The sequence below is a fragment of the Colwellia ponticola genome, assembly GCF_005885605.1.
In the GTDB taxonomy this organism is placed as follows: domain Bacteria; phylum Pseudomonadota; class Gammaproteobacteria; order Enterobacterales; family Alteromonadaceae; genus Colwellia; species Colwellia ponticola.
The window spans coordinates 1-20,123 of record NZ_SZVP01000018.1; the positions used below are offsets into that span (position 1 = coordinate 1).

Consider the following 20,123-nt stretch of genomic DNA (forward strand, 5'->3'; position numbering starts at 1 on the left):
CTATAGTTTTATGCATTTTAAGAACTCTTTATAATCAAATTACGTGGTAATGATATATTAGCCTACGTTTTCGGGTGTAGGGGAGTCCAATTATCTACATAATGACAACCTTATCTCTGCAGTTAATTTCTCATTAATATTGGTTTTAAATATCGCTCGATAATTATGTTGTCTTTGTAAATCAGTAGCACCTAAATTTAGGTATTCAGTATGAGGGGTGCATAAACTAGAGTGCTTACCTAAAGCATTAATGTGATAACTTGACCAATGATATTCTGACGGTTCAGTAACCATACCAGCTCTAATAGGGTTTAATTCAATATATTTATACACTTGTAATAAATACAATTCTTCTTGAATTAGGCAAGATTTATAACGGCCTTCCCACAGAGTTCCTGTTCGATTATGGTGATAGTTATAATATTGAACATACCTTCTGCCTAAATTTTGCATCAGTAGACTTATCGATTTAGGTTGTCGAGGCGTGCAGAGCAAGTGTACATGATTAGTCATTAACACCCATGCATGAACATCCACCAGACATTTTTCAGCATACTCTTTTAACCAATGAATATAGGCAGAAAAGTCTTTTGATGAAGTAAAACAGGCACAACGATTATTACCTCGTTGGATAATATGTTGGGGAATATTAGGTCAATTTACTCTAGGTAACCTGGCCATATATAACATCCTTATTATTAATAAGAATAGTATAGTTTAACCACTTTAATACGTATCTGGCCCTATTATTACTTTTTTGCCAATATAATAAGTATCTAATAAATTGTTTAGATTTAAAGTGTATCTGACCCCATTATTATTTTGGAGTATGTAGATTAGATGTTTCTAAGAAATTTATAAATAAAGGTGGTACCCGGAGACGGACTTGAACCGTCACACTCTATGAGCGAGGGATTTTAAATCCCTTGTGTCTACCAATTCCACCACCCGGGCATTGTATCTTTTAAGTTTAAAAAAGATAAGGGAGTATTTTTATAGTAGGTTGGTACCTACTCTTTATATATTTATTTATCTTTTCTGTTGATAAGAAAGACTGAAACTTCTCATAAATATATAAAAAATTGGAGCGGCTAACGAGACTCGAACTCGTGACATTCACGTTGGCAACGTGATGCTCTACCAGCTGAGCTACAGCCGCTTCATTAGAGCTTTATACTTTACAATTAAATAGTGGTACCCGGAGACGGACTTGAACCGTCACACTCTATGAGCGAGGGATTTTAAATCCCTTGTGTCTACCAATTCCACCACCCGGGCATTGTTATCTAAAAGATAAAGGGAGTTTTTTATAGTAGGTATTGGTAACCTACTTATTCATTTTAGTGATATTTTGGAGCGGCTAACGAGACTCGAACTCGTGACATTCACGTTGGCAACGTGATGCTCTACCAGCTGAGCTACAGCCGCTTCGTAGAGTATTACTTTTCACTTACTACTTTTACAAATAAATCTTACTCTAGTGTAACAACTAAAGTTGGAGCGGCTAACGAGACTCGAACTCGTGACATTCACGTTGGCAACGTGATGCTCTACCAGCTGAGCTACAGCCGCTTCGTAGATATTATCTTTTTACATCCCAAAATCGTTGAGGATTGGTACCCGGAGACGGACTTGAACCGTCACACTCTATGAGCGAGGGATTTTAAATCCCTTGTGTCTACCAATTCCACCACCCGGGCAACATGGAGGCGGATACCAGAATCGAACTGGTGTACACGGATTTGCAATCCGCTGCATAACCACTCTGCCAACCCGCCATATTGTCAACGATGTTTTCAGTAACATCCTATTAGTGAATAATGTAATAAGAATTAAATTGGAGCGGCTAACGAGACTCGAACTCGTGACATTCACGTTGGCAACGTGATGCTCTACCAGCTGAGCTACAGCCGCTTAATTTAAACTCTACATTTACATAACTCTAGTAAAACTACAACCTCTATAATAGTAAGTTAATGTAACACTAACTTGCTTCAGTTCGTTTCACTAGCTGACTCCCTGTCAACGAAAACGCATTCTACATCTAAATTTCTTCCAGTCAACAATTAAATTAACTTTTTATTCTAACTGCTTAAAAAGCGAGTCGTTTGTTCTATTTTTAGCTAAAACGTTATTTGAATGATTAAATTATCATCAAATGTACATTACCTTTCTATTAGCCTTTTAACTCTGGCCAAGCGGCTTTAAAGTAACTCACCCAAGTCGTCACGGTTAATATCGTCGCTATTGAATAAAATCCATAAGAAAGATAGTTAATAACTTCATGAGGTAAATAAAATAAAATTAAAGGAATGTCATAACTCGGTTGCCAAATCAGTCCCATAATACCGAGCATTTGCGCAGCTGTTTTATATTTCCCCATATTAGACACGGCAATAATGTCGCGTTTTCCTATCGAAGACATAAATTCACGTAAAGCGCTAATAAACACTTCTCGCGCTATCATGATAATAGCCGCGATAGAGACTAACCATGAGCTATAGTCTTGGGCAATCATCACTAATGCCACTACAACCATCAATTTATCGGCAACAGGGTCTATAAATGCGCCAAATGCAGACGATTGGTTTAGCTTTCGTGCAAGATAGCCATCTAATATGTCACTAATTGACGCCAACCAGAAGACTGCAAATGCGCCAAAGTTACTCCAAGAAAGCGGTAAATAGAAAATGATTAAGAAGATAGGGATCAGAGCGATCCGAAATAAGGTTATTTGGTTAGGTATTGTCCACATTGATTTTTCACTACAAATATATTTTCTTTAGTGTACACAAGTTGTTATAGCAGTGCTACGCCAAGAATAAAACAAGTAGAATAAACGACTGAATAACCCTTTATATTTTTGGCGAGTTAACTAGCTAGCGATATAAGCAACATCGATAGCGACACGTGCGTAAATAAACTTATGTATCATGTAAGGCATTATGTATTTTTTCGGCAAGAACATGGCTTATCCCCGGCACTTTCGCTAAGGTATTTATATCAGCTTGCAGTACTTCTTGTAAGCCGCCTAAAAACGTTAATAAACTTTGACGTTTTTTGGCGCCTATCCCCTCAATTGACTCTAAACGAGATTTTTTACTGGCCTTTTGGCGTTTGGCTCTATGCCCTGCGATGGCAAAACGATGCGACTCATCTCGAATATGCTGGACTAAGTGTAATGCCGGAGAAGTGCCCGGTAAAGAAATCAACTGATGACTCCCCGCTAAAATTAACGTTTCTAAGCCAGGCTTACGTGACTCACCTTTAGCAACACCCACTAACAAGGGCGTTTTGGTTAACGCAAGATCACTAAAAAACTCTTCAGCTTTAGCAAGTTGCCCCTTACCACCATCAATAAAAACAATGTCAGGTAGTTTTTCTAACGCACTATGTTCTTCTGCTTTAACCGGGTTCGCTGTTAACTTCCCATAGCGTTTTCTTAACGCAAAAGCCATGGCGGCATAATCGTCACCAGGGGTAATACCAAAGACATTATAACGACGGTAATCGCTTTTAAGCGGTCCTTCTTGATTAAACACCACATTAGAGGCGACAGTTTGTTGCCCCATAGTGTGGCTAATATCAAAACACTCAATACGATGTATGCCGTTTTCTAACTCAAATACTTCATTTAAGGCAGCAAAACGTGCTTGCATTGACTCTTTATGACTGTTGCGGGTAACAAGTGCTGTGTGCGCGTTAGTGCTAGCAAGCTTTAAATACTGCGCTCGCTCACTACGAGTATTAGTCGATATTTTAACATCGTGCTCAGCTTGTTCACTTAACAACGCTGATAATTCTGTTAGCTGTTCTATCGGTTCTTTAATAACAATTTCTTTAGGTATATTACTTTGTACATTGCCAGTACTTAATAGATCTGCTGAGACATAATGCTGAGTAATAAACGCTTGTAATATATCACTGTCGCTGCTGTCACTAGGCACGGTTGGAAAGTAGCTTTTACTGCCCAATATTTTATGTTGCCTAATAAAAAGAAGATGAATACACACTTGCGTTTTATGACGATATAAGCCAACAACATCTAGCTCTGCCACATGACCACTAACAAATTGTTGCTGCTGAACTTTTCGTAACGTCACAATTTGGTCTCGGTACTTGGCTGCTAATTCAAACGCTAGCTCATTACTCGCGGTTTCCATCTTATTGACTAACTGTTCAATCACTACTGAGCTCTTGCCTTGTAAAAAGAGCTTGGCTAACGTCACTTGCTCTTGGTAATCATCCACCGAGATCCTATCAACACAAGGCGCTGAGCAACGCCCGAGTTGATGTTGTAAACATGGTCTTGACCGCGCACGATAATAACTATCTTCACATTGACGAATAGGAAATATTTTTTGCATTAAGCGTAAACTTTCCCACACAGCGCCAACCGTAGGAAAAGGACCAAAATAATCACCCTTTACTTTTTTACCGCCACGATGCAAACCGAGTTTGGGGTGCTTATGGGCAGTGATCAGTAAATAAGGGTAGGATTTATCATCGCGTAATAAAATATTGTATTTAGGCTGGTACTTTTTAATATAATTATTTTCAAGAATTAACGCCTCCCCTTCGGTGTGGGTGACAGTCACTTCAATGGCAGCAATTTGTTTAACTAAGGCTTTTGTTTTAGTAGAGCCGACATCTTTGCGAAAATAACTTGCTAAGCGATTTTTTAGCTGTTTAGCTTTACCGACATAAATAACGACTTGTTTACTGTCATACATTCGATAAACGCCCGCTTGCGTGGTAACCACACGCAAAAAAGCCTCACTATCGAACGTTGAGGTTGGCGCCAGTTGCTTTGTTTTTACATCTTCATCAGTTTTTGATGGCATTGACATTAAGCTTTTTAAGGGAGTTATTTAGAAGAATTAAAGTTTTTCTGTTTTTAACATGCCAAAACGAATAGCTAAATGAGTTAGCTCAACATCATTACCAACTCCAAGCTTTTCAAACATACGATAACGGTAGCTATTAATCGTTTTAGTACTCAAACTGAGGTGCTCTGATATAGAGGGGACTTTATCACCACGGGTTATCATGATCATAATTTGTAGCTCTCGATCAGATAAGCTATTAAAGGGGTTATCATCTACCGCTTTAAATTGATTTAAGGCAATTTTTTGCGCAATATCAGAAGGAAGATAACGTTGACCACTATGTACCGCACGGATAGCATTAATCATTTCATCAGGTCCGGCATCTTTAGTTAAATAACCTGCGGCCCCCATTTGCATCACTTTACTAGGAAAAGGATCTTCTGAATGGGCTGTCAATACGATAATTTTAACGTCAGGAGCAAAGCGTATTATTTTTTTAGTTGCCTCAAGGCCGCCCATACCTGGCATATCCATGTCCATCAGTAACACATCGGGTTCACTATTTCGACAGAACTTAATCGCCTCTTCACCTGTTTCACATTCACCGACAACGCTTAGCCCTTTAACGCTTGTTAAAATTCTATTAATACCGACACGAACAAGATGATGATCATCAACCAATAAAACATTTATCACGCTAGGCAACCTTACATAACTATAATAAACAGCAAGAATATAGCGAAAACACTGATTATTCAATCGAATAGTAGCGAATACTCTGAATAGTTAAGCAATTTATAGCTTATTGTTTTTCAACCAACTATTTAACAAACCGATCTGACCATTTTTATAAGCGGCATAAGTTAATCGTACTGCATTACTGATAATAACACTGTCAGACCAATTCGTTTGTTCGCTAATTAATTGATAACAATTTTTAGCCTCAGGTGACATATAACCGCGCATTTCTTGCAAGCCTTTCTCTTTTTGTCGTTCACGATAACGCTTTTGTTTTTCTGCGTTACTCATGGCAGTTTTTTTATTAGTTTTTTTATTAGATAATTCATCTGTACTTTCGGCATTTTTCATAAAAAACGTATCTATTTATACCAGCATGAAACCATAATTACGCATAACGATGACATAATCAAGCGTTCAAACAACTGCGAACAGTTAAAAATATTTTACATTTTTTAACTGTTCGCAGTTGTTTGGAGTACAAGTGTACGCTAAGGTAGTCACCTAAAATTTATTATCGGATTTCAGCTTATTATGGCTATGCCACAACAAAACTCATACAGTAAAGAAGATTTAGTAAAAGCAGGTACAGGGGAGTTATTTGGTGAAGGTAATTCACAACTTCCTTCTGATAACATGTTGATGATGGATCGTATTATTACCATCTCTGAAGAAGGTGGAGAAAATGGTAAAGGCTTTATATTAGCCGAATTAGACATTACTCCAGACTTATGGTTTTTTGATTGTCACTTTAAAGGTGACCCCGTAATGCCAGGTTGTTTAGGTTTAGATGCTATGTGGCAACTGGTAGGATTTTTCCTAGCGTGGACAGGTGGTCCTGGTAGAGGTCGTGCTCTAGGTGTGGGTGAAGTTAAATTTACTGGTCAAATATTACCTACCGCGAAAAAAGTAACGTTTAAGATAGATTTTAAACGCGTCATTAAGCGTAAACTTTACATGGGTCTTGCAGATGGTAGCGTTAGTGTTGATGGTCGTGAAATTTATACCGCGAAAGATCTTAAAGTAGGTTTATTTACTGACACCACTAAATTTTAATCTATTAACTTTATTGATTAACTTATCTCAGCATTTTCTTAGTCTTGCCTTAATATTACTAATTTATCGCCAGTAAATTAATCGCATAATAATAAAGTCGTATAAAAAAGCCCTGCTCATGTTTATCATGTCAGGGCTTTTTTTTAAGCTTCTTTAGGCCACACTCGCTCTAATAACATACAGATTAACGTCCCCATCAATAAAGGATTACCAAACACATATCGTGCTGACACTGGTAGCGTGTCGAACAAGTGAGTTGGCAGCATCATAATCGCCATAGAAAAAAGTAAAGTGATGCCTAAAATCCCAGTATCACGCTGCGTTAAGCCCTGACTACTCATGGCTTGTAACGCAAGCCCTACTAATTTAATAAACGACGCCATCAATACCGCATTAGCAACGGCGGCAGGTACTTGCGCTAACAAACCAATAATCGGAGGTATTAACGCAAACAAACTCAAGGCAATACACGCTAAAATAAAGGGTAACATTTGGCGTAACCCCGTTAATTGTAAAAAGCCTGCTGTCATTGGCAAAGGTACTACGCCAATAGCTGAAAAGACTGACGCTAACAAATGACTAATCCCCCCAGCAATACTGCTTTGTTTTAATAACACAGGACGTAATTCATCACTGTCCATTTGTGCCTGACATACTGCTCTATTGGCAGCAATAATGTTAGAGACAAGAGTAAAGGTGAATAAACTACTGACTAATACCATGCCAATATTTAACTCAGGTAAGCCCCAACTAAATAATTGTGGTAAAGCAAACCACGCTTGCGATGGTAAAACGTCACCGCGGGTAGTAACAAAGAATGAGAAAAACAACCAACCGAGTAAAATCCCCACTAACACCCCGTAATTACGTAGTAAGCCCTGTTTTTTAACGCTGCAACACACCACAAAAATAAATACCGAAAAAGCGATAACGGCGGTGGCTAGGTCAAATTGTTCAGTTTGGGGATCTGTCACCATGCCCGCTAAAAACACGGCACTCAATTGAAATGATAAAATAAGTAAAAAACTACCTGTCACTAACGGGGTAAACAAACGTGCAATTTTGCCAATCCAACCGAAAATCCCCAATATTATCAACAACAAACCAGAGAGTGCCATGCCACCAGCTAGTGCCGGTAATGCGTCTTGTGGCGATTGCCCTTGCTGGACACTTAACGCCGCTAAAATAACAAAAATACCCGCCCAAGATCCCGCTGGACCATAAACTAATGGCGTTGAACGCGTTAACAGTGCATGCAATAACGAACTCACACCGACAATAAATAACGTACGCTGAATTAACCCTGCTACCTCAACGAGGGATAACTGAAAGACTTCCCCCAAGGTGATTGGTAAAGCGATAGAGGTCACCAAAATATATATAAACCACTGCAGAGTTCCTGCGCCCTGCTGAGCAACACTTAACTTCATTTTATTTTATTTCCTGATTATAACGATTAGCATGATATTAATTAGTACCAAGATCTATAAAAAGTGAGTACTTCTTTATAGGCAATGATATAAATGATTAGGGAGTTTAGAAAAAACTAAAAAATACGGCTAGTGCGCGTTGAGCGCACTAGCCGTATTGACAAGACCGATTGACTTAATAAGAAGTAGTAGTAGCGCGCCTGCGTAAACCAATAAGCGTTAATAGAGAAAGCAATCCAAACCAGCCTAAGCTAGCGCCTTGTCTTTCTACTTTTTCGTCAGTCAAACCACAGTCTTCTACAACAGGGTTTTCATTGGCAGGAATAGGCTCAAGCATGACTGCTCGAACAACATCAACCATTACTGGGTTACCACTATCATCCGTGACCGGGTTTCCTAACGCATCATACGCTGTTGATTTGACTATAGCCGTTGCTGAAATCTGACCTTGCTCATTAATATCATTCGCTTTGATAATATTATAAGCAGAGTCACAACTTAATAAGCTATTAATATTGGTCATCGTCGGTACCTCACTAGAGGTATCATAGATAAAGCCTACGGTACGACGCGGATTGTCGCTACTTTCATTATGCGTTTCTATTTCAGCTTCACCCACAATAATACCGTTTGAGTTAACCGCATAAGCAATGCTTTCTGAGGATTTGAAAAAGTCTTTTGGGGTGATCATTGCCATGTCGCTATAAGGAACTGTGGTATCAACATAAAAAAACTTTTTCACGAAAGTACTGGTATTAAGAAGGTAACCCACCGCTAAACCCGCATCGTTAATATCATTGGCACGAGAGAACTCAATGACTGATGAGGTCCTATAATCATAATGCGGCTGATTAAAGTCGAAAACGTTACCGTCTTTAAACATGACCGCATAAGAGCCGGTCATACGTTCAGTTGCTGTCGGTGTAGTCACATCCTTATTATTCCAACCATGAGCATAACCAACGGCAACACCATTATTATTTATCGCTACGGCTTGACTGGTAAACGCTCTTTCATCCTCTGCAAGCGGATTGACAAGCAAGCCTAACAACTCAGGTTCAGCAGCAGGATCTGTTAACGATACTTTAAATGCCTGAATATAATACATACCGCTTTGTAAATTCTGAATACAGACTTCTTGGGGAATATCGGCTAAAACATCTGGGTCGGCACAACCATTGTCCTTAGTATTAAGCACCAGCGCTTCTCTTGCTGAACTAACGTCATAACTACTGTAACCAACCGCTGTACCACTATCATTGATATCTAAAACAGCAGAAATACCACCACCGTAGCGTGTTTCACTAGGTGGTACCGGCACAATGGTTGTACCAAAATCAGGTGAGTAAAAGCCACGTTGGCCGTGCTCACGTACCCAATGTGTTTGACTATCACCATTACTATCTGCTGGACCGGCTATAGGTAAGTAAGGTGCTGTCGCCGTACCAAACATAATACCTTGATTATTAAACCCTTCAATAGCATTAGCCGTTGATCGTGTTTTATCGTCAGTACAAGTAAGGTCACCGGTAAAATTAGTATCAAAAACACATATTTCCTTAGAGATACTAGCTGCACTTTCACCTAAGTTATACAAAGCGGCGCTATCCGCTACGATTTGATATTCAAAATTAGGGTTTGCACTCGATTTATTTATTTTTTGCAGATATAACTTAGACCAAGCCAGATCATTAGCGGTAGCATTACCGGCTTTTGCGCGTGCTTCAAAATTAGCGCTATCCTCAATCAGACCAAGACCAAAATAATAATCTTTATCATCACGTGCTAACTTAATAATACGGCTAAAATCCACACTGTCTAAGTGGCTAAATTGCACCGGAAAATTATAAGTATTCGCGCCTATTACCGCCATATTACCTTGATTATTAAGCTTACCGCCGTAGGTATAACCCAGATTTTCTGCCGCGTTTTTATTCACTACTGTATACGTAGCAGCGTGGCTAACATTAAAGAAACTAAGGCTTAAAGCACTCGTTACTGCTAAAACTACTATTTTTTTTACCAATTGCTTCATACTACTTGCTACTCTTTAAGGTTATTCTTTTCAATTCGTTCATCTTAGCGCGTTAAGCTAAGATGAACACAACAATGAGTTAACTAGATGCTAATCTTGATGAGTATAACAAGGATTACTTATCTCACTTTTAGTGATGTAATTATTACTCATCGAGCTCTTGCCATCTGGCATAAACAACGTCAAGGTTTGACTCAGTTTCTGCTAACTGGTTCAACACTTTTTGTGTTATTTTTTCATCTTGACTGAAAAAATTAGCATCATTCACTTGTGTTTGCAGCGACTCAATTAATTTTTCGAGTTCGTCAATTTTTTCAGGTAAGGCTTCAAGCTCACGTGCTTCTTTAAAAGTCAGCTTTTTTTTCTTGCTATCAACGTCAGTCGCTGGCTTTTTTTGTTCGTTGTTAGCGCTATTTTTAGTTTGTTTTTCTTGGCTATCTTTTTGTTGAGCACTTTTTTGTGCACTTTGAGCCATACTATCGCGTTGTTGCTTTTTTAATGCTAAGTAATCATCAACATCATCGTAACCACCAACAATCTGATTTATCTGTCCTGTACCATCAAAATACAAACACGTATTAACACAGTTATTAACAAAGTCGCGATCATGACTCACTAAAATAACGGTTCCAGCATAATTTGCAACCACTTCTTCAAGTAGCTCTAAGGTTTCAATATCAAGATCATTGGTTGGCTCATCGAGAATCAGTAAGTTACTTGGGCGTAAAAATAATCGCGCCAGTAGTAACCTATTTTTTTCACCACCCGATAAAGCTCTTACTGGTGTACGTGCTCTTTTAGGGCTAAACAAGAAGTCTTGTAAATAACCTAACACATGACGAGGACGACCATTAACGACAACTTCTTGTTTACCTTCACCAACAATTTCTTGTACGGTTTGGTTTAAATCAAGCGCTTCGCGATGCTGATCAAAGTAAGCTATGTCTAAGTTAACACCTGAGCGCATTTTGCCACTGGTAGCGGCTTGCTTTTCCATAATTAGCTTAATCAACGTTGACTTACCCGTACCATTAGCACCAATTAAGGCTAACCGGTCATTACGGGTAATAAGCAAATTAAGATTTTCAATAACCACTTTATCACCAAAAGCGACGCTAACGTCTTCTGCTTCAAATACTAATTTGCCAGAGCGATCACCTTGAGTAATATTCATGGTGCTTTGATTACGCACTTCACGGCGAGCGGTGCGCTCAAGACGAAGTTTTTCCAGTGAACGAACACGGCCTTCATTACGAGTACGACGGGCTTTAACCCCTTGACGTATCCAGACTTCTTCTTCCGCTAATTTTTTATCAAATAATGCATTTTGTTGCTCTTCTACTTGTAGATCATGTTGCTTTTGCTCGATATACAAATCGTAATCACCAGGATAGCTTTTTAGCTTACCGCGATCTAAATCTAAAATACGGGTAGATAAACCACGGATAAACGCCCGGTCATGGCTAATAAAAATAATGGTGCCGGCAAAGTCTTTTAAAAACTGCTCTAGCCATAACACACTTTCAATGTCTAAATGGTTGGTTGGCTCATCAAGTAATAAAATATCTGGGCTAGTCACTAACGCTTTAGCTAACGCCACTTTACGCAACCAACCACCCGACAAATCACAAATTTTGGCATCAGCATCTAATGATAACGTGGTCATCGCTTGTTCAATGCGCTGTTCATCTAACCACGCATTCGCTTTTTCAAGTTCTTCTTGCACGTTGGCTAGCTTGTTAAGGTTTTTCTCACTTGGGTCTTCACCAATCAAATGAATTAACGCATGGTAGCGACGAATAAGCTCGGCGTTTTCTTTTACCCCTTCAGCAACATAATCAAACACAGTCGTATCAGACGATTCTGGTGGATCTTGCTCTAACATGGCCATTTGCATCGTGCTAGATTTCAATATTTGACCATCATCTAATCCTTGCAAGCCCATTAATATCTTCATTAAGGTAGACTTACCGGCACCGTTACGACCCACTAAACAAATACGTTCACCAGTTTGTACGCTTAAATCTGCTTTATTTAAAATTTTATCTTCACCAAAGGCAAGCTCACCATTGGCTATTCTTAATAATTCCATAATTCTTCTTATACTTGTCTGTTAACTGATTAAATTATCGTTAACTAATTGCGTTACTTGCGCTTGGGTAAATGGCCAAAATAGCTTAGTATTTTCATTGCTATTTTGTGCTAATTTTTCGAGTACTGGGATATGAACACCATATAACTCAAATAATGTTTGTGTTTCATGCTCAACACGTTCTTGCTCAATAATGTCAATGTACACTAATTGCTCTGTTGACAACACGTTTAAGCAAATTGCTAAGGCTTGTTCACATAAATGACAACCTTCGCTGCCATATAAATTGTATTTAATCATAATTGTGCCTAACTAACGTTAACTATGTCGCAGTGCGCTTGATAGACCAACTGTTATGAATATGTTTATTACGAGCAAAATCTTTATCACGGGTAACATCAGACATAGCCTCTGCCGTTAAGCCCAGTGCAGCTAGCGCTTCAAAATCTATCTTAAAGTTACGTTTATTATTAGTGAAAAATATTTCACCGCCTCTATTAAGTGACTTTAATGCATCGGTAATTAACTCAACATGATCACGCTGAACATCAAAACTATCTTCCATACGTTTTGAATTAGAAAACGTGGGTGGATCAATAAAGATAATATCAAACTTATTAACATTCTTTTTCAACCAGTCTAAACAGTCTGCTTGAATAAATTGATATTTATGACCGTTCAACTTATTTAAGGCAAAGTTATCTTCTGCCCAATTTAAATAGGTATTTGACATATCAACCGTGGTAATTGCAATAGCACCTTGCACAGCGGCTTGTACAGAAACCGATCCCGTATAAGCAAATAAGTTAAGTAATGACTTACCTTGTGATTTTTTTGCCACTATTTGGCGGGTTTTACGATGGTCTAAAAATAAACCTGTATCAAGGTAATCCCACAAGTTTATTTTAAATAGCGCACCATGCTCATTAATAGTAAGCGACTGTTTAGTTTTTTCTAAACGTTGATATTGATTAGTACCCTTTTGCTTTTCTCGCGTTTTCAAAATCACTTTATCGGTAGGGACATTTAACACCTTAGGCGCCCAATAAATGACTTCTTGTAAACGTTTTTTAGCTTTATCTTCTTCAATGGTTTTTGGCGCAGCGTATTCTTGTATCACCAAATACTCACCGTAAATATCAATAGCAACGTTATATTCTGGAATATCCCCATCATATAAACGATAAGCTTCAATTTCATTAGACTTTAACCAGCCTTTTAAGTTTTTACGATTTTTCTTTAAGCGATTAGCAAAAGCACTATCTTCTTCAGCAAAGTCAGATTGCGGGTTAACGGCATCTTTTGCTCTTTGTTTTTCATCAACATTATATAGCGCTAATTGACAATCTAACGGACCATTTTTAAATTTATAACGTTTAAAGCTTGATAACTTTAACATAGCGAGCAAGTCAATATTTGCCGTTAATATAGCAATACGCCAATCGCTAAACTGTGCTTTAAGTTTTTGACCAAATAAAACAAAGTTTTCAACTAACTCGGGTAACTCACCAATACGCTCACCATAAGGCGGGTTGAACAAAATAGTACCTGGCTGACCAAAAACATTATCCATGTCATTGGTGTTTTTACAGGTGAACTCAATATATTGCTGTACTTGAGCATTACGCGCATTTTGCTGCGCCGTTCTTAACACGCGTTCATCAATATCAATACCAAACACTTTAACGTTAAAGTTAGCTATATTCTCTTCAGAGTTTGTTATTGCTTGCGTTAATTGTTGTTGCCAAACAGCATCATCGTGCGATAACCAAGACTCAAACCCCCAAGACTGGCGATGAATACTTGGCGCTTGCTTCGCCGCCATCGACACCGCTTCAATCAAAATAGTACCTGAGCCACACATAGGATCAACAAGTGGCTTACTGGTATCATTTAACCAACCCGAACGAATAATAAGCGCTGCCGCTAAATTTTCTTTTAAAGGCGCTGCACCACTGTGTTCACGATAGCCACGTTGGAATAAACCTCGACCAGAAAAATCAAGATAAATACTTACCGTATCTCTTAATAGCCGAGCTTGAAAACTAATTTGCGGTGATTTTTTATCAACATTAGGGCGTTCAAAACCTTGTTCCCTAAACTGGTCAACAATGGCATCTTTAATGGTTAAGCCACCAAACTGACTATTACGAATCTCTTCACTGTAACCAACAAAGTCAATAGCAAAAGTAGTTGTCGCATTAAAAACATCAGGCCAGTTAATACTATTAGCTGTTTTAAATAACTCATCTTTATCTTTCGCTTCACCTTCACCTAATTTAAGCATGACGCGCGTAGCAAGACGGGTCCAAAGTGATATTTTATATCCTAAGGCTAAAGACGCTTGAAAATAAACACCTTCTGGCTTTTGTATAACGTTAAATGCGCCAAGGCTTTTTATTTCATCAAACAGTAAAACTTCAATACCTGGAGATGTTAAGGCTAAAAATTGTTGTGTGGATTCTTTCATGGGAAATTTCCGGAGTAAGCGGCAAAAGCAGCAGAGTAAACTATGGCGCGATTATATACACAAACGCCAGGTACATAAACAAAAGTTAGCGTTAACTGAACTAAAGCACCTTATTACTGGCTGATTTTCAGCCATAACGAATAACATTTGGGCTAACGGTTTTTTTTTTACAAAAACGCTTGCTTTATCGAAGCGCTATCCTTACTATACGCCTCGCTCTCAGGGACTAACCTTTCTGCTAGCCACTTAAATCAGTGTTACTAACGTTAGTAAAAGATTATTCTTAAGTTTGAATCAAAACAACTTGGCTTTCCTAATTTATTAGGTCATTCGGACGCGGGATGGAGCAGCCTAAAAGTTCAACCTCGTCGGGCTGCTTTTTATAGATAGCCGAAGGTCGTCATATTTGTTCTCAAATCTGGCTTCCGCAACCAATTCTTAAGTTAGAATTAAAACAACTTGGCTTTCCTACTTTTAGTAGGTCATTCGGACGCGGGATGGAGCAGCCTGGTAGCTCGTCGGGCTCATAACCCGAAGGTCGTCAGTTCAAATCTGGCTCCCGCAACCAACTTATTGAAATATAAGTATTTATTTATAAATAAATGTGTTTTAATAATTCTTTAATAATCTGAATTAAAATGATTATTGGCTTCTTACTTTTTAATTAAAGTAAGTCATTCGGACGCGGGATGGAGCAGCCTGGTAGCTCGTCGGGCTCATAACCCGAAGGTCGTCAGTTCAAATCTGGCTCCCGCAACCAACTTGTTTATTATAAATAAATAAGTATAAAAATTAGGTCGTCAGTTCCCTCTTCCTTAGATAAGGGCTCCGAAAACCAATTCTTAAGTTTGAATTAAAACAACTTGGCTTTCCTACTTTTAGTAGGTCATTCGGACGCGGGATGGAGCAGCCTGGTAGCTCGTCGGGCTCATAACCCGAAGGTCGTCAGTTCAAATCTGGCTCCCGCAACCAACTTCTTACCAAAGTATAAATCAGTAATTCTTTTATAACAGAATCAAACAGTTATAGGCTTTCTTGATATTCACTATCAAGTCATTCGGACGCGGGATGGAGCAGCCTGGTAGCTCGTCGGGCTCATAACCCGAAGGTCGTCAGTTCAAATCTGGCTCCCGCAACCAACTTTCAAGTAAATATTTCTTATACCAAAAGTACAAGATATCCTGTCGCGGGATGGAGCAGCTTGGTAGCTCGTCGGGCTCATAACCCGAAGGTCGTAGGTTCAAATCCTGCTCCCTCAACCACTTGATTTAATATAAAAACCAACCCCTTACACAGAAAAAATCAAATCTATCTGAATAAATATCTAAATATAATTTTATGAGACATATATTTTAGTCACGTAATAATTATCGATATCTTAAATTATTTACCCCCTACTTTACCTTTCTATTCAATTTTTCTTATATTCAAGTTTACTACGCCAACAGCTAGAAATTTATTTGTGACATCAGTGAGACATTTCATCTTCTTTTGCTCTTTGGCGCCTTTGCATAATTTTATGTAAAAGCGCATGGATATTCATTTTTTGACCTTCGCACAATTCTTAAAATCAAATTGTCTCGTCACAACGACTTGTGACCAAAACTGATCTTAACTGACATAAAAACACATTAAACACATCGACAAAAAAATATTTTTCAACTTTAAATTCATCAACTTAAATGTTCGGGTATTTTGATTTATTAAAAAGCAATTAAAATAAAGTTGTGACAAATCTATTCGTTATTAATGAGAAGATACGCGTTGCCAGGTTTCTCATTATGTATTCTCAAATGTTTTATCCTGCCCATAGATACAACACTAAAAGTTCAATTGATATTTGTATTTAGTTAACTAAAGTTGTCAAAAATCGCCATTATTCTTCTCACTAATTTTTGCTATTGTCTAAAACCTAATCTGTTAAACTTATATATTGGTAACCACCCCCAAATAAAAAACCTAAGGATAAATTATGATTTCAAAAAACTGAAAGAACTAAATGATAAGTTATTTAATGAAAGTAATTATGAGACATTCTATTTTTATGAGACATTCTATTTTGATGAATACCAATCAAAGTGCAGGATTTCAGTGGGAATTAAAACCACTTTAGGCAAGGAAAATAATTTAAGCATAGCCATCATTCTATGGTTTGATTATTTAACGCAATATAAAGTGATTTTAAACCCATCAAAGAAGCACTTGAGCAAAATCACTTCATCATTGCTGCGACTTATAATGGAACAATCATTATTTTATCACAGCGCCTTGAATTGACATTGATCAAGCACTCTCAAACCTGCATCTTGAATGGTAACGGGTATATATCTAGTAAACAGTCAAAAGAGATCATACAGGCATACTCATAATCTCTTTATACCCTTCAAGTGCCTTATTGCGGACTTGTAATGTCGCTTCAGACGCAATACCCGCTTTTGAACGTGAAATCATGACTTCTGCAAGAGTCAATTGGCTTTCACCACGTATAAAGTCGCTTGTGTTTTTACCCGCTACCTTCTGTAAATCAGTTACAGACTCCAAAGCATTCGCTAGTAAATCACCAAAGGAGTTACTGGATTGATTAACGTTATTTGTGCTACTTTTAGGGCTTCCCATAGCCTCAACAGTCATACTTTGCATTTGATTAAAAAGAGAGTTATTTACGATAGTCATATTAATTTCACTTGCGTCAATAAACTGTTATAAGTTAACTATACATATGCAAACACAATGCCAAAAAAAACATATTATCCTTAAATAACAACAACTAACGTATGAGTAAAACCCACCTTTAAAGAAAACAACTACACTGCCCAACCATCGATATTCAGCAACAAAAGACTGTTATAAGGGCAAACCATTTAATCTCAACAACTCAACACTGGAGAGTTATGGTTAATAATGTATCAATGCTTTCATTTCGTATATCGCTTTAATTTATCAATTAAAACCAAAATCGTGCGCCAAATACAAAGCCAGTTTCACTAACAGATTCCTCATTCAAACGAGCAGCATCAGCACTATTACCTAAATTTCGACTCCAGTACATGCCAACGTATGGAGAAAATTTACGAGAAAACTCGACTCTGTAACGCAATCCTAGCCTTACTGAATTAAATCCAGAAGGACGTTCAAATCGTTCAGATTTAGATAATGATCCACTCAATGCTAATCTAGGCTGGAGGTAGGAAGTTTGCGTTACTCTAATTTCGTATTCAGCTTCCACTGCAAAGCTAATATCCCCATCTTCATTAATCATCAGTGAGTTATCCATTTCAAATTGATAAGGTGCTAGACCATAGAAACTTATCACTGCATAATTTTCCATATTGGTGCCACTCGACAACGTTCCCCTTGCGCCAATACCCGCTTGTAACTCCCAAAACGGCATAATTAATTTACTGACTAACAATTCTGCTCGCTCTATATCTGTTGGCTCACCATCATCTTGTTTGTTTTCACCTTCACTTTTAAAATAAAGGCGATAAGTATCACCGCCATACCAGCCGACCATATCCCATACGCCAACATTCTCTTCATCATCTGTACGTGTATATTCAACTCGATCAAACAATACGCGACCAGTATAAGACTCTTTAATAGGTTGCGGCCAGTCAGAGGGTATTTCTTGCGCTACAGCGGTTGAGCAAACGACGACAATAGACCAGGCAGCAATTGTATTTATTATTTTCATGATAATCTCCTAAGACACTGACACAATTCTAAACATACCGGCTTCCATATGGTAAAGCAGGTGACAATGAAATGCCCAATTACCTGGGGCGTCTGCGCTAATTAACAACGAAACTTTTTCACTTGGTTTTAGGCTAATCGTGTGCTTTCTCGGTGCTGGATAGTTGCCGTTTTCTAATTCCATCCACATTCCATGTAAGTGGATAGGATGATCCATCATGGAATCATTAACTAATATAAGTCGAATTCTTTCACCGTATTTAAAGTTAACTGGACCTTTAACTTCACTGAACTTCAATCCATCAAATGACCACATGTAACGTTCCATATTACCCGTTAAATGTAGTTCAATGGTTTGCGAAGGCTCACGCTCATCTGGCCATGGGTTCGCGCCAACTAAATCGCTGTATAACAGAACCCTATGCTCAACATCTTCCAGCCCTATCCCAGGCTCATCGAGACGACTAGTCGGGTTGCTCGCTATCATAGATGCGCCAACACCGTGTCCATTGTCATTATGTTCTATGGCGATATTTTCAACAGGTACTATTTTCTTATTTGTGCTCATGTCCATAGTGGCAGAGTGAGCCATGCCATCCATAGACGACATGCTTCCCATTCCCATAGCAGCCATTCCTCGTTCAGGCATCGCTCGCAACGCAGGAATCTTAACTTGAGCGCCTAATTCTGTCGATAATGTACCTCGCACATAGCCACTTCTATCCATACTTTGTGCATAAAGCGTATAAGCCGTTGCGCCTTTTGGTTTAACAATAACATCATAAGTTTCTGCAACTGCTATCCTGATTTCATCAACAGTAACAGGTTTAATGGGTTGTCCATCAGCGGCGACAACCATCATCTCTAATCCTGGGATCCTAAAGTCAAAATAAGTCATAGCCGAGCCATTAATTAACCTCAGTCTTACACTTTCATTAGGTTTATACAGAGCAGTCCAGTTCGTTGATGCGTCACGTCCATTCATTAAATAGGTATAGGTTGACCCTGTAACATCTAATATATCTCTGGGGTTCATGCGCATTTCTGCCCACATGGCTCGTTCTTTTAGCGCATTCATAAGTCCCTGCTTCTTGATCTCCGCGACCGTGTCTTTAATCGTCCTTTGTTGGTAATTATAATAGCCTTCAGCTACTTTCAGATGTCTGAAAACGGTATGAGGGTCTTCAAATGTCCAGTCGCTTAGTAAAATAACATGCTCTCTATCAGCACCTATGTCCCCATCACTGGGGTCAATAATAATAGGCCCTAAATGCCCAAGTTGCTCTTGGAGACCTGAGTGGCTGTGATACCAGTAAGTGCCATTTTGTTTAACGTCAAACTGGTAACTAAAGGTAGCGTTTGGCTCAATTCCAGGAAACGCAATACCAGGAACACCGTCCATATTGAAGGGCAAAATAAAACCATGCCAGTGAATTGACGTACTGTCTTTAAGGTGATTAGTGACATTTATGTTAACTGATTGCCCCTCTCTAAGTCTAATAAGTGGGCCTGGAGATAAACCATTCACTGTTATGGGATTAGATATTCCACCTGCAATTCTCTTTGACTGTTGAGCAACCGTTAAATCAATGGTGTTGCCACTTACCACGCCATCACCATAATTAGTTGTTAGATCCGCAGCATCGGCTGTAGCCTTGGTTCTCCCAATGGGATTAGCCCAACTCGCAGACATTGAGTTTGTAAACGCTAAGGCACTGCCAGAATACGTCATTTTTTTGATAAATCTACGTCTTTCATTTGTCTTCTTGTTGTTCATATT

Annotated in this window: 14 protein-coding genes and 13 tRNA genes; 6 read left to right on the forward strand and 21 right to left on the reverse strand. The window is 38.5% G+C overall.

Features of this window, described 5'->3' with window-relative positions; genetic code table 11:
- Positions 1–90 precede the first annotated feature (90 nt).
- The 13 genes from FCS21_RS14445 to FCS21_RS14505 all read right to left on the reverse strand — a co-directional run bounded on the left by FCS21_RS14445 (position 91) and on the right by FCS21_RS14505 (position 5,918).
- Positions 91–648 carry a transposase gene (locus tag FCS21_RS14445; RefSeq protein WP_306461464.1) on the reverse strand — a complete coding sequence of 186 codons (558 nt, stop codon included), beginning with the start codon at positions 646–648 and terminating at the stop codon, positions 91–93.
- Between the two features lie 220 nt (positions 649–868).
- Positions 869–954, reverse strand: a tRNA-Leu gene (locus tag FCS21_RS14450).
- A 129-nt stretch (positions 955–1,083) separates the two neighbouring features.
- Positions 1,084–1,159: transfer RNA gene (locus tag FCS21_RS14455), tRNA-Gly, on the reverse strand.
- Between the two features lie 33 nt (positions 1,160–1,192).
- A tRNA-Leu gene (locus FCS21_RS14460) sits at positions 1,193–1,278 on the reverse strand.
- 74 nt (positions 1,279–1,352) lie between these two features.
- Positions 1,353–1,428: transfer RNA gene (locus tag FCS21_RS14465), tRNA-Gly, on the reverse strand.
- Positions 1,429–1,496: 68 nt separating this feature from the next.
- Positions 1,497–1,572 (reverse strand) — tRNA-Gly (locus FCS21_RS14470).
- A gap of 42 nt (positions 1,573–1,614) precedes the next feature.
- Positions 1,615–1,700: transfer RNA gene (locus tag FCS21_RS14475), tRNA-Leu, on the reverse strand.
- Between the two features lie 4 nt (positions 1,701–1,704).
- A tRNA-Cys gene (locus FCS21_RS14480) sits at positions 1,705–1,778 on the reverse strand.
- A gap of 60 nt (positions 1,779–1,838) precedes the next feature.
- Positions 1,839–1,914 (reverse strand) — tRNA-Gly (locus tag FCS21_RS14485).
- Between the two features lie 262 nt (positions 1,915–2,176).
- On the reverse strand, positions 2,177–2,755 hold the full coding sequence (gene pgsA / locus FCS21_RS14490) for a CDP-diacylglycerol--glycerol-3-phosphate 3-phosphatidyltransferase (RefSeq protein WP_138624271.1): 579 nt from the start codon (positions 2,753–2,755) through the stop codon (positions 2,177–2,179).
- Positions 2,756–2,924: 169 nt separating this feature from the next.
- A complete protein-coding gene (uvrC, locus tag FCS21_RS14495; protein ID WP_138624272.1) occupies positions 2,925–4,844 on the reverse strand; it encodes an excinuclease ABC subunit UvrC in 1,920 nt (639 codons plus the stop codon).
- A gap of 36 nt (positions 4,845–4,880) precedes the next feature.
- Positions 4,881–5,525, reverse strand: coding sequence for a UvrY/SirA/GacA family response regulator transcription factor (gene uvrY, locus FCS21_RS14500; RefSeq protein WP_138624273.1), 645 nt, complete (start codon positions 5,523–5,525; stop codon positions 4,881–4,883).
- Between the two features lie 99 nt (positions 5,526–5,624).
- Positions 5,625–5,918, reverse strand: coding sequence for a RepB family protein (locus tag FCS21_RS14505; protein ID WP_138624274.1), 294 nt, complete (start codon positions 5,916–5,918; stop codon positions 5,625–5,627).
- 189 nt (positions 5,919–6,107) lie between these two features.
- On the opposite strand from FCS21_RS14505, the gene fabA reads away from it, so the two are divergent.
- A complete protein-coding gene (fabA, locus tag FCS21_RS14510; RefSeq protein ID WP_138624319.1) occupies positions 6,108–6,623 on the forward strand; it encodes a bifunctional 3-hydroxydecanoyl-ACP dehydratase/trans-2-decenoyl-ACP isomerase in 516 nt (171 codons plus the stop codon).
- 143 nt (positions 6,624–6,766) lie between these two features.
- On the opposite strand, the gene FCS21_RS14515 is transcribed toward fabA, so the two are convergent.
- From FCS21_RS14515 to rlmKL, 5 genes are all read right to left on the reverse strand, one after another.
- The gene (locus FCS21_RS14515) at positions 6,767–8,053 is read right to left on the reverse strand and encodes a purine/pyrimidine permease (protein WP_138624275.1); all 1,287 of its coding nucleotides are present in this window, start codon (positions 8,051–8,053) and stop codon (positions 6,767–6,769) included.
- Between the two features lie 175 nt (positions 8,054–8,228).
- Complete coding sequence (locus FCS21_RS14520; protein WP_138624276.1) at positions 8,229–10,088, reverse strand: DUF3466 family protein; 1,860 nt, start codon at positions 10,086–10,088, stop codon at positions 8,229–8,231.
- A gap of 145 nt (positions 10,089–10,233) precedes the next feature.
- On the reverse strand, positions 10,234–12,180 hold the full coding sequence (gene uup, locus FCS21_RS14525; RefSeq protein WP_138624277.1) for an ATP-binding cassette ATPase Uup: 1,947 nt from the start codon (positions 12,178–12,180) through the stop codon (positions 10,234–10,236).
- Positions 12,181–12,201: 21 nt separating this feature from the next.
- Positions 12,202–12,480 carry a glutaredoxin family protein gene (locus tag FCS21_RS14530; RefSeq protein ID WP_138624278.1) on the reverse strand — a complete coding sequence of 93 codons (279 nt, stop codon included), beginning with the start codon at positions 12,478–12,480 and terminating at the stop codon, positions 12,202–12,204.
- A gap of 22 nt (positions 12,481–12,502) precedes the next feature.
- A complete protein-coding gene (gene rlmKL / locus FCS21_RS14535; protein WP_138624279.1) occupies positions 12,503–14,650 on the reverse strand; it encodes a bifunctional 23S rRNA (guanine(2069)-N(7))-methyltransferase RlmK/23S rRNA (guanine(2445)-N(2))-methyltransferase RlmL in 2,148 nt (715 codons plus the stop codon).
- Positions 14,651–15,141: 491 nt separating this feature from the next.
- Here rlmKL and FCS21_RS14540 point away from each other — a divergent pair.
- The 5 genes from FCS21_RS14540 to FCS21_RS14560 all read left to right on the forward strand — a co-directional run bounded on the left by FCS21_RS14540 (position 15,142) and on the right by FCS21_RS14560 (position 15,912).
- A tRNA-Met gene (locus FCS21_RS14540) sits at positions 15,142–15,218 on the forward strand.
- Between the two features lie 115 nt (positions 15,219–15,333).
- Positions 15,334–15,410: transfer RNA gene (locus FCS21_RS14545), tRNA-Met, on the forward strand.
- Between the two features lie 135 nt (positions 15,411–15,545).
- Positions 15,546–15,622, forward strand: a tRNA-Met gene (locus tag FCS21_RS14550).
- Between the two features lie 90 nt (positions 15,623–15,712).
- Positions 15,713–15,789, forward strand: a tRNA-Met gene (locus FCS21_RS14555).
- A gap of 46 nt (positions 15,790–15,835) precedes the next feature.
- Positions 15,836–15,912, forward strand: a tRNA-Met gene (locus FCS21_RS14560).
- A gap of 1,087 nt (positions 15,913–16,999) precedes the next feature.
- Here the strand turns inward: FCS21_RS14560 and fliE are convergent.
- From fliE to FCS21_RS14580, 3 genes are all read right to left on the reverse strand, one after another.
- Positions 17,000–17,323 (reverse strand): flagellar hook-basal body complex protein FliE, encoded by a 324-nt coding sequence (gene fliE, locus FCS21_RS14570; protein ID WP_138624281.1) that lies wholly within the window; start codon positions 17,321–17,323, stop codon positions 17,000–17,002.
- A gap of 271 nt (positions 17,324–17,594) precedes the next feature.
- Positions 17,595–18,344: a copper resistance protein B gene (locus tag FCS21_RS14575; RefSeq protein ID WP_138624282.1), complete on the reverse strand. Its 750-nt coding sequence runs from the start codon at positions 18,342–18,344 to the stop codon at positions 17,595–17,597.
- Positions 18,345–18,353: 9 nt separating this feature from the next.
- Positions 18,354–20,120, reverse strand: a complete 1,767-nt coding sequence (locus FCS21_RS14580) for a copper resistance system multicopper oxidase (RefSeq protein ID WP_138624283.1) — start codon at positions 20,118–20,120, stop codon at positions 18,354–18,356.
- Positions 20,121–20,123: the final 3 nt, after the last annotated feature.

Bases quoted from the DNA above. Each gene is read 5' to 3' on its own strand.
- pgsA (WP_138624271.1), bottom strand. From the start codon at position 2,755: ATGTGGACAATACCTAACCAAATAACCTTATTTCGGATCGCTCTGATC.
- uvrC (WP_138624272.1), bottom strand. From the start codon at position 4,844: ATGCCATCAAAAACTGATGAAGATGTAAAAACAAAGCAACTGGCGCCA.
- FCS21_RS14505 (WP_138624274.1), bottom strand. From the start codon at position 5,918: ATGAAAAATGCCGAAAGTACAGATGAATTATCTAATAAAAAAACTAAT.
- fabA (WP_138624319.1), top strand. From the start codon at position 6,108: ATGCCACAACAAAACTCATACAGTAAAGAAGATTTAGTAAAAGCAGGT.
- FCS21_RS14515 (WP_138624275.1), bottom strand. From the start codon at position 8,053: ATGAAGTTAAGTGTTGCTCAGCAGGGCGCAGGAACTCTGCAGTGGTTT.
- FCS21_RS14520 (WP_138624276.1), bottom strand. From the start codon at position 10,088: ATGAAGCAATTGGTAAAAAAAATAGTAGTTTTAGCAGTAACGAGTGCT.
- uup (WP_138624277.1), bottom strand. From the start codon at position 12,180: ATGGAATTATTAAGAATAGCCAATGGTGAGCTTGCCTTTGGTGAAGAT.
- FCS21_RS14530 (WP_138624278.1), bottom strand. From the start codon at position 12,480: ATGATTAAATACAATTTATATGGCAGCGAAGGTTGTCATTTATGTGAA.
- rlmKL (WP_138624279.1), bottom strand. From the start codon at position 14,650: ATGAAAGAATCCACACAACAATTTTTAGCCTTAACATCTCCAGGTATT.
- fliE (WP_138624281.1), bottom strand. From the start codon at position 17,323: ATGACTATCGTAAATAACTCTCTTTTTAATCAAATGCAAAGTATGACT.
- FCS21_RS14575 (WP_138624282.1), bottom strand. From the start codon at position 18,344: ATGAAAATAATAAATACAATTGCTGCCTGGTCTATTGTCGTCGTTTGC.
- FCS21_RS14580 (WP_138624283.1), bottom strand. From the start codon at position 20,120: ATGAACAACAAGAAGACAAATGAAAGACGTAGATTTATCAAAAAAATG.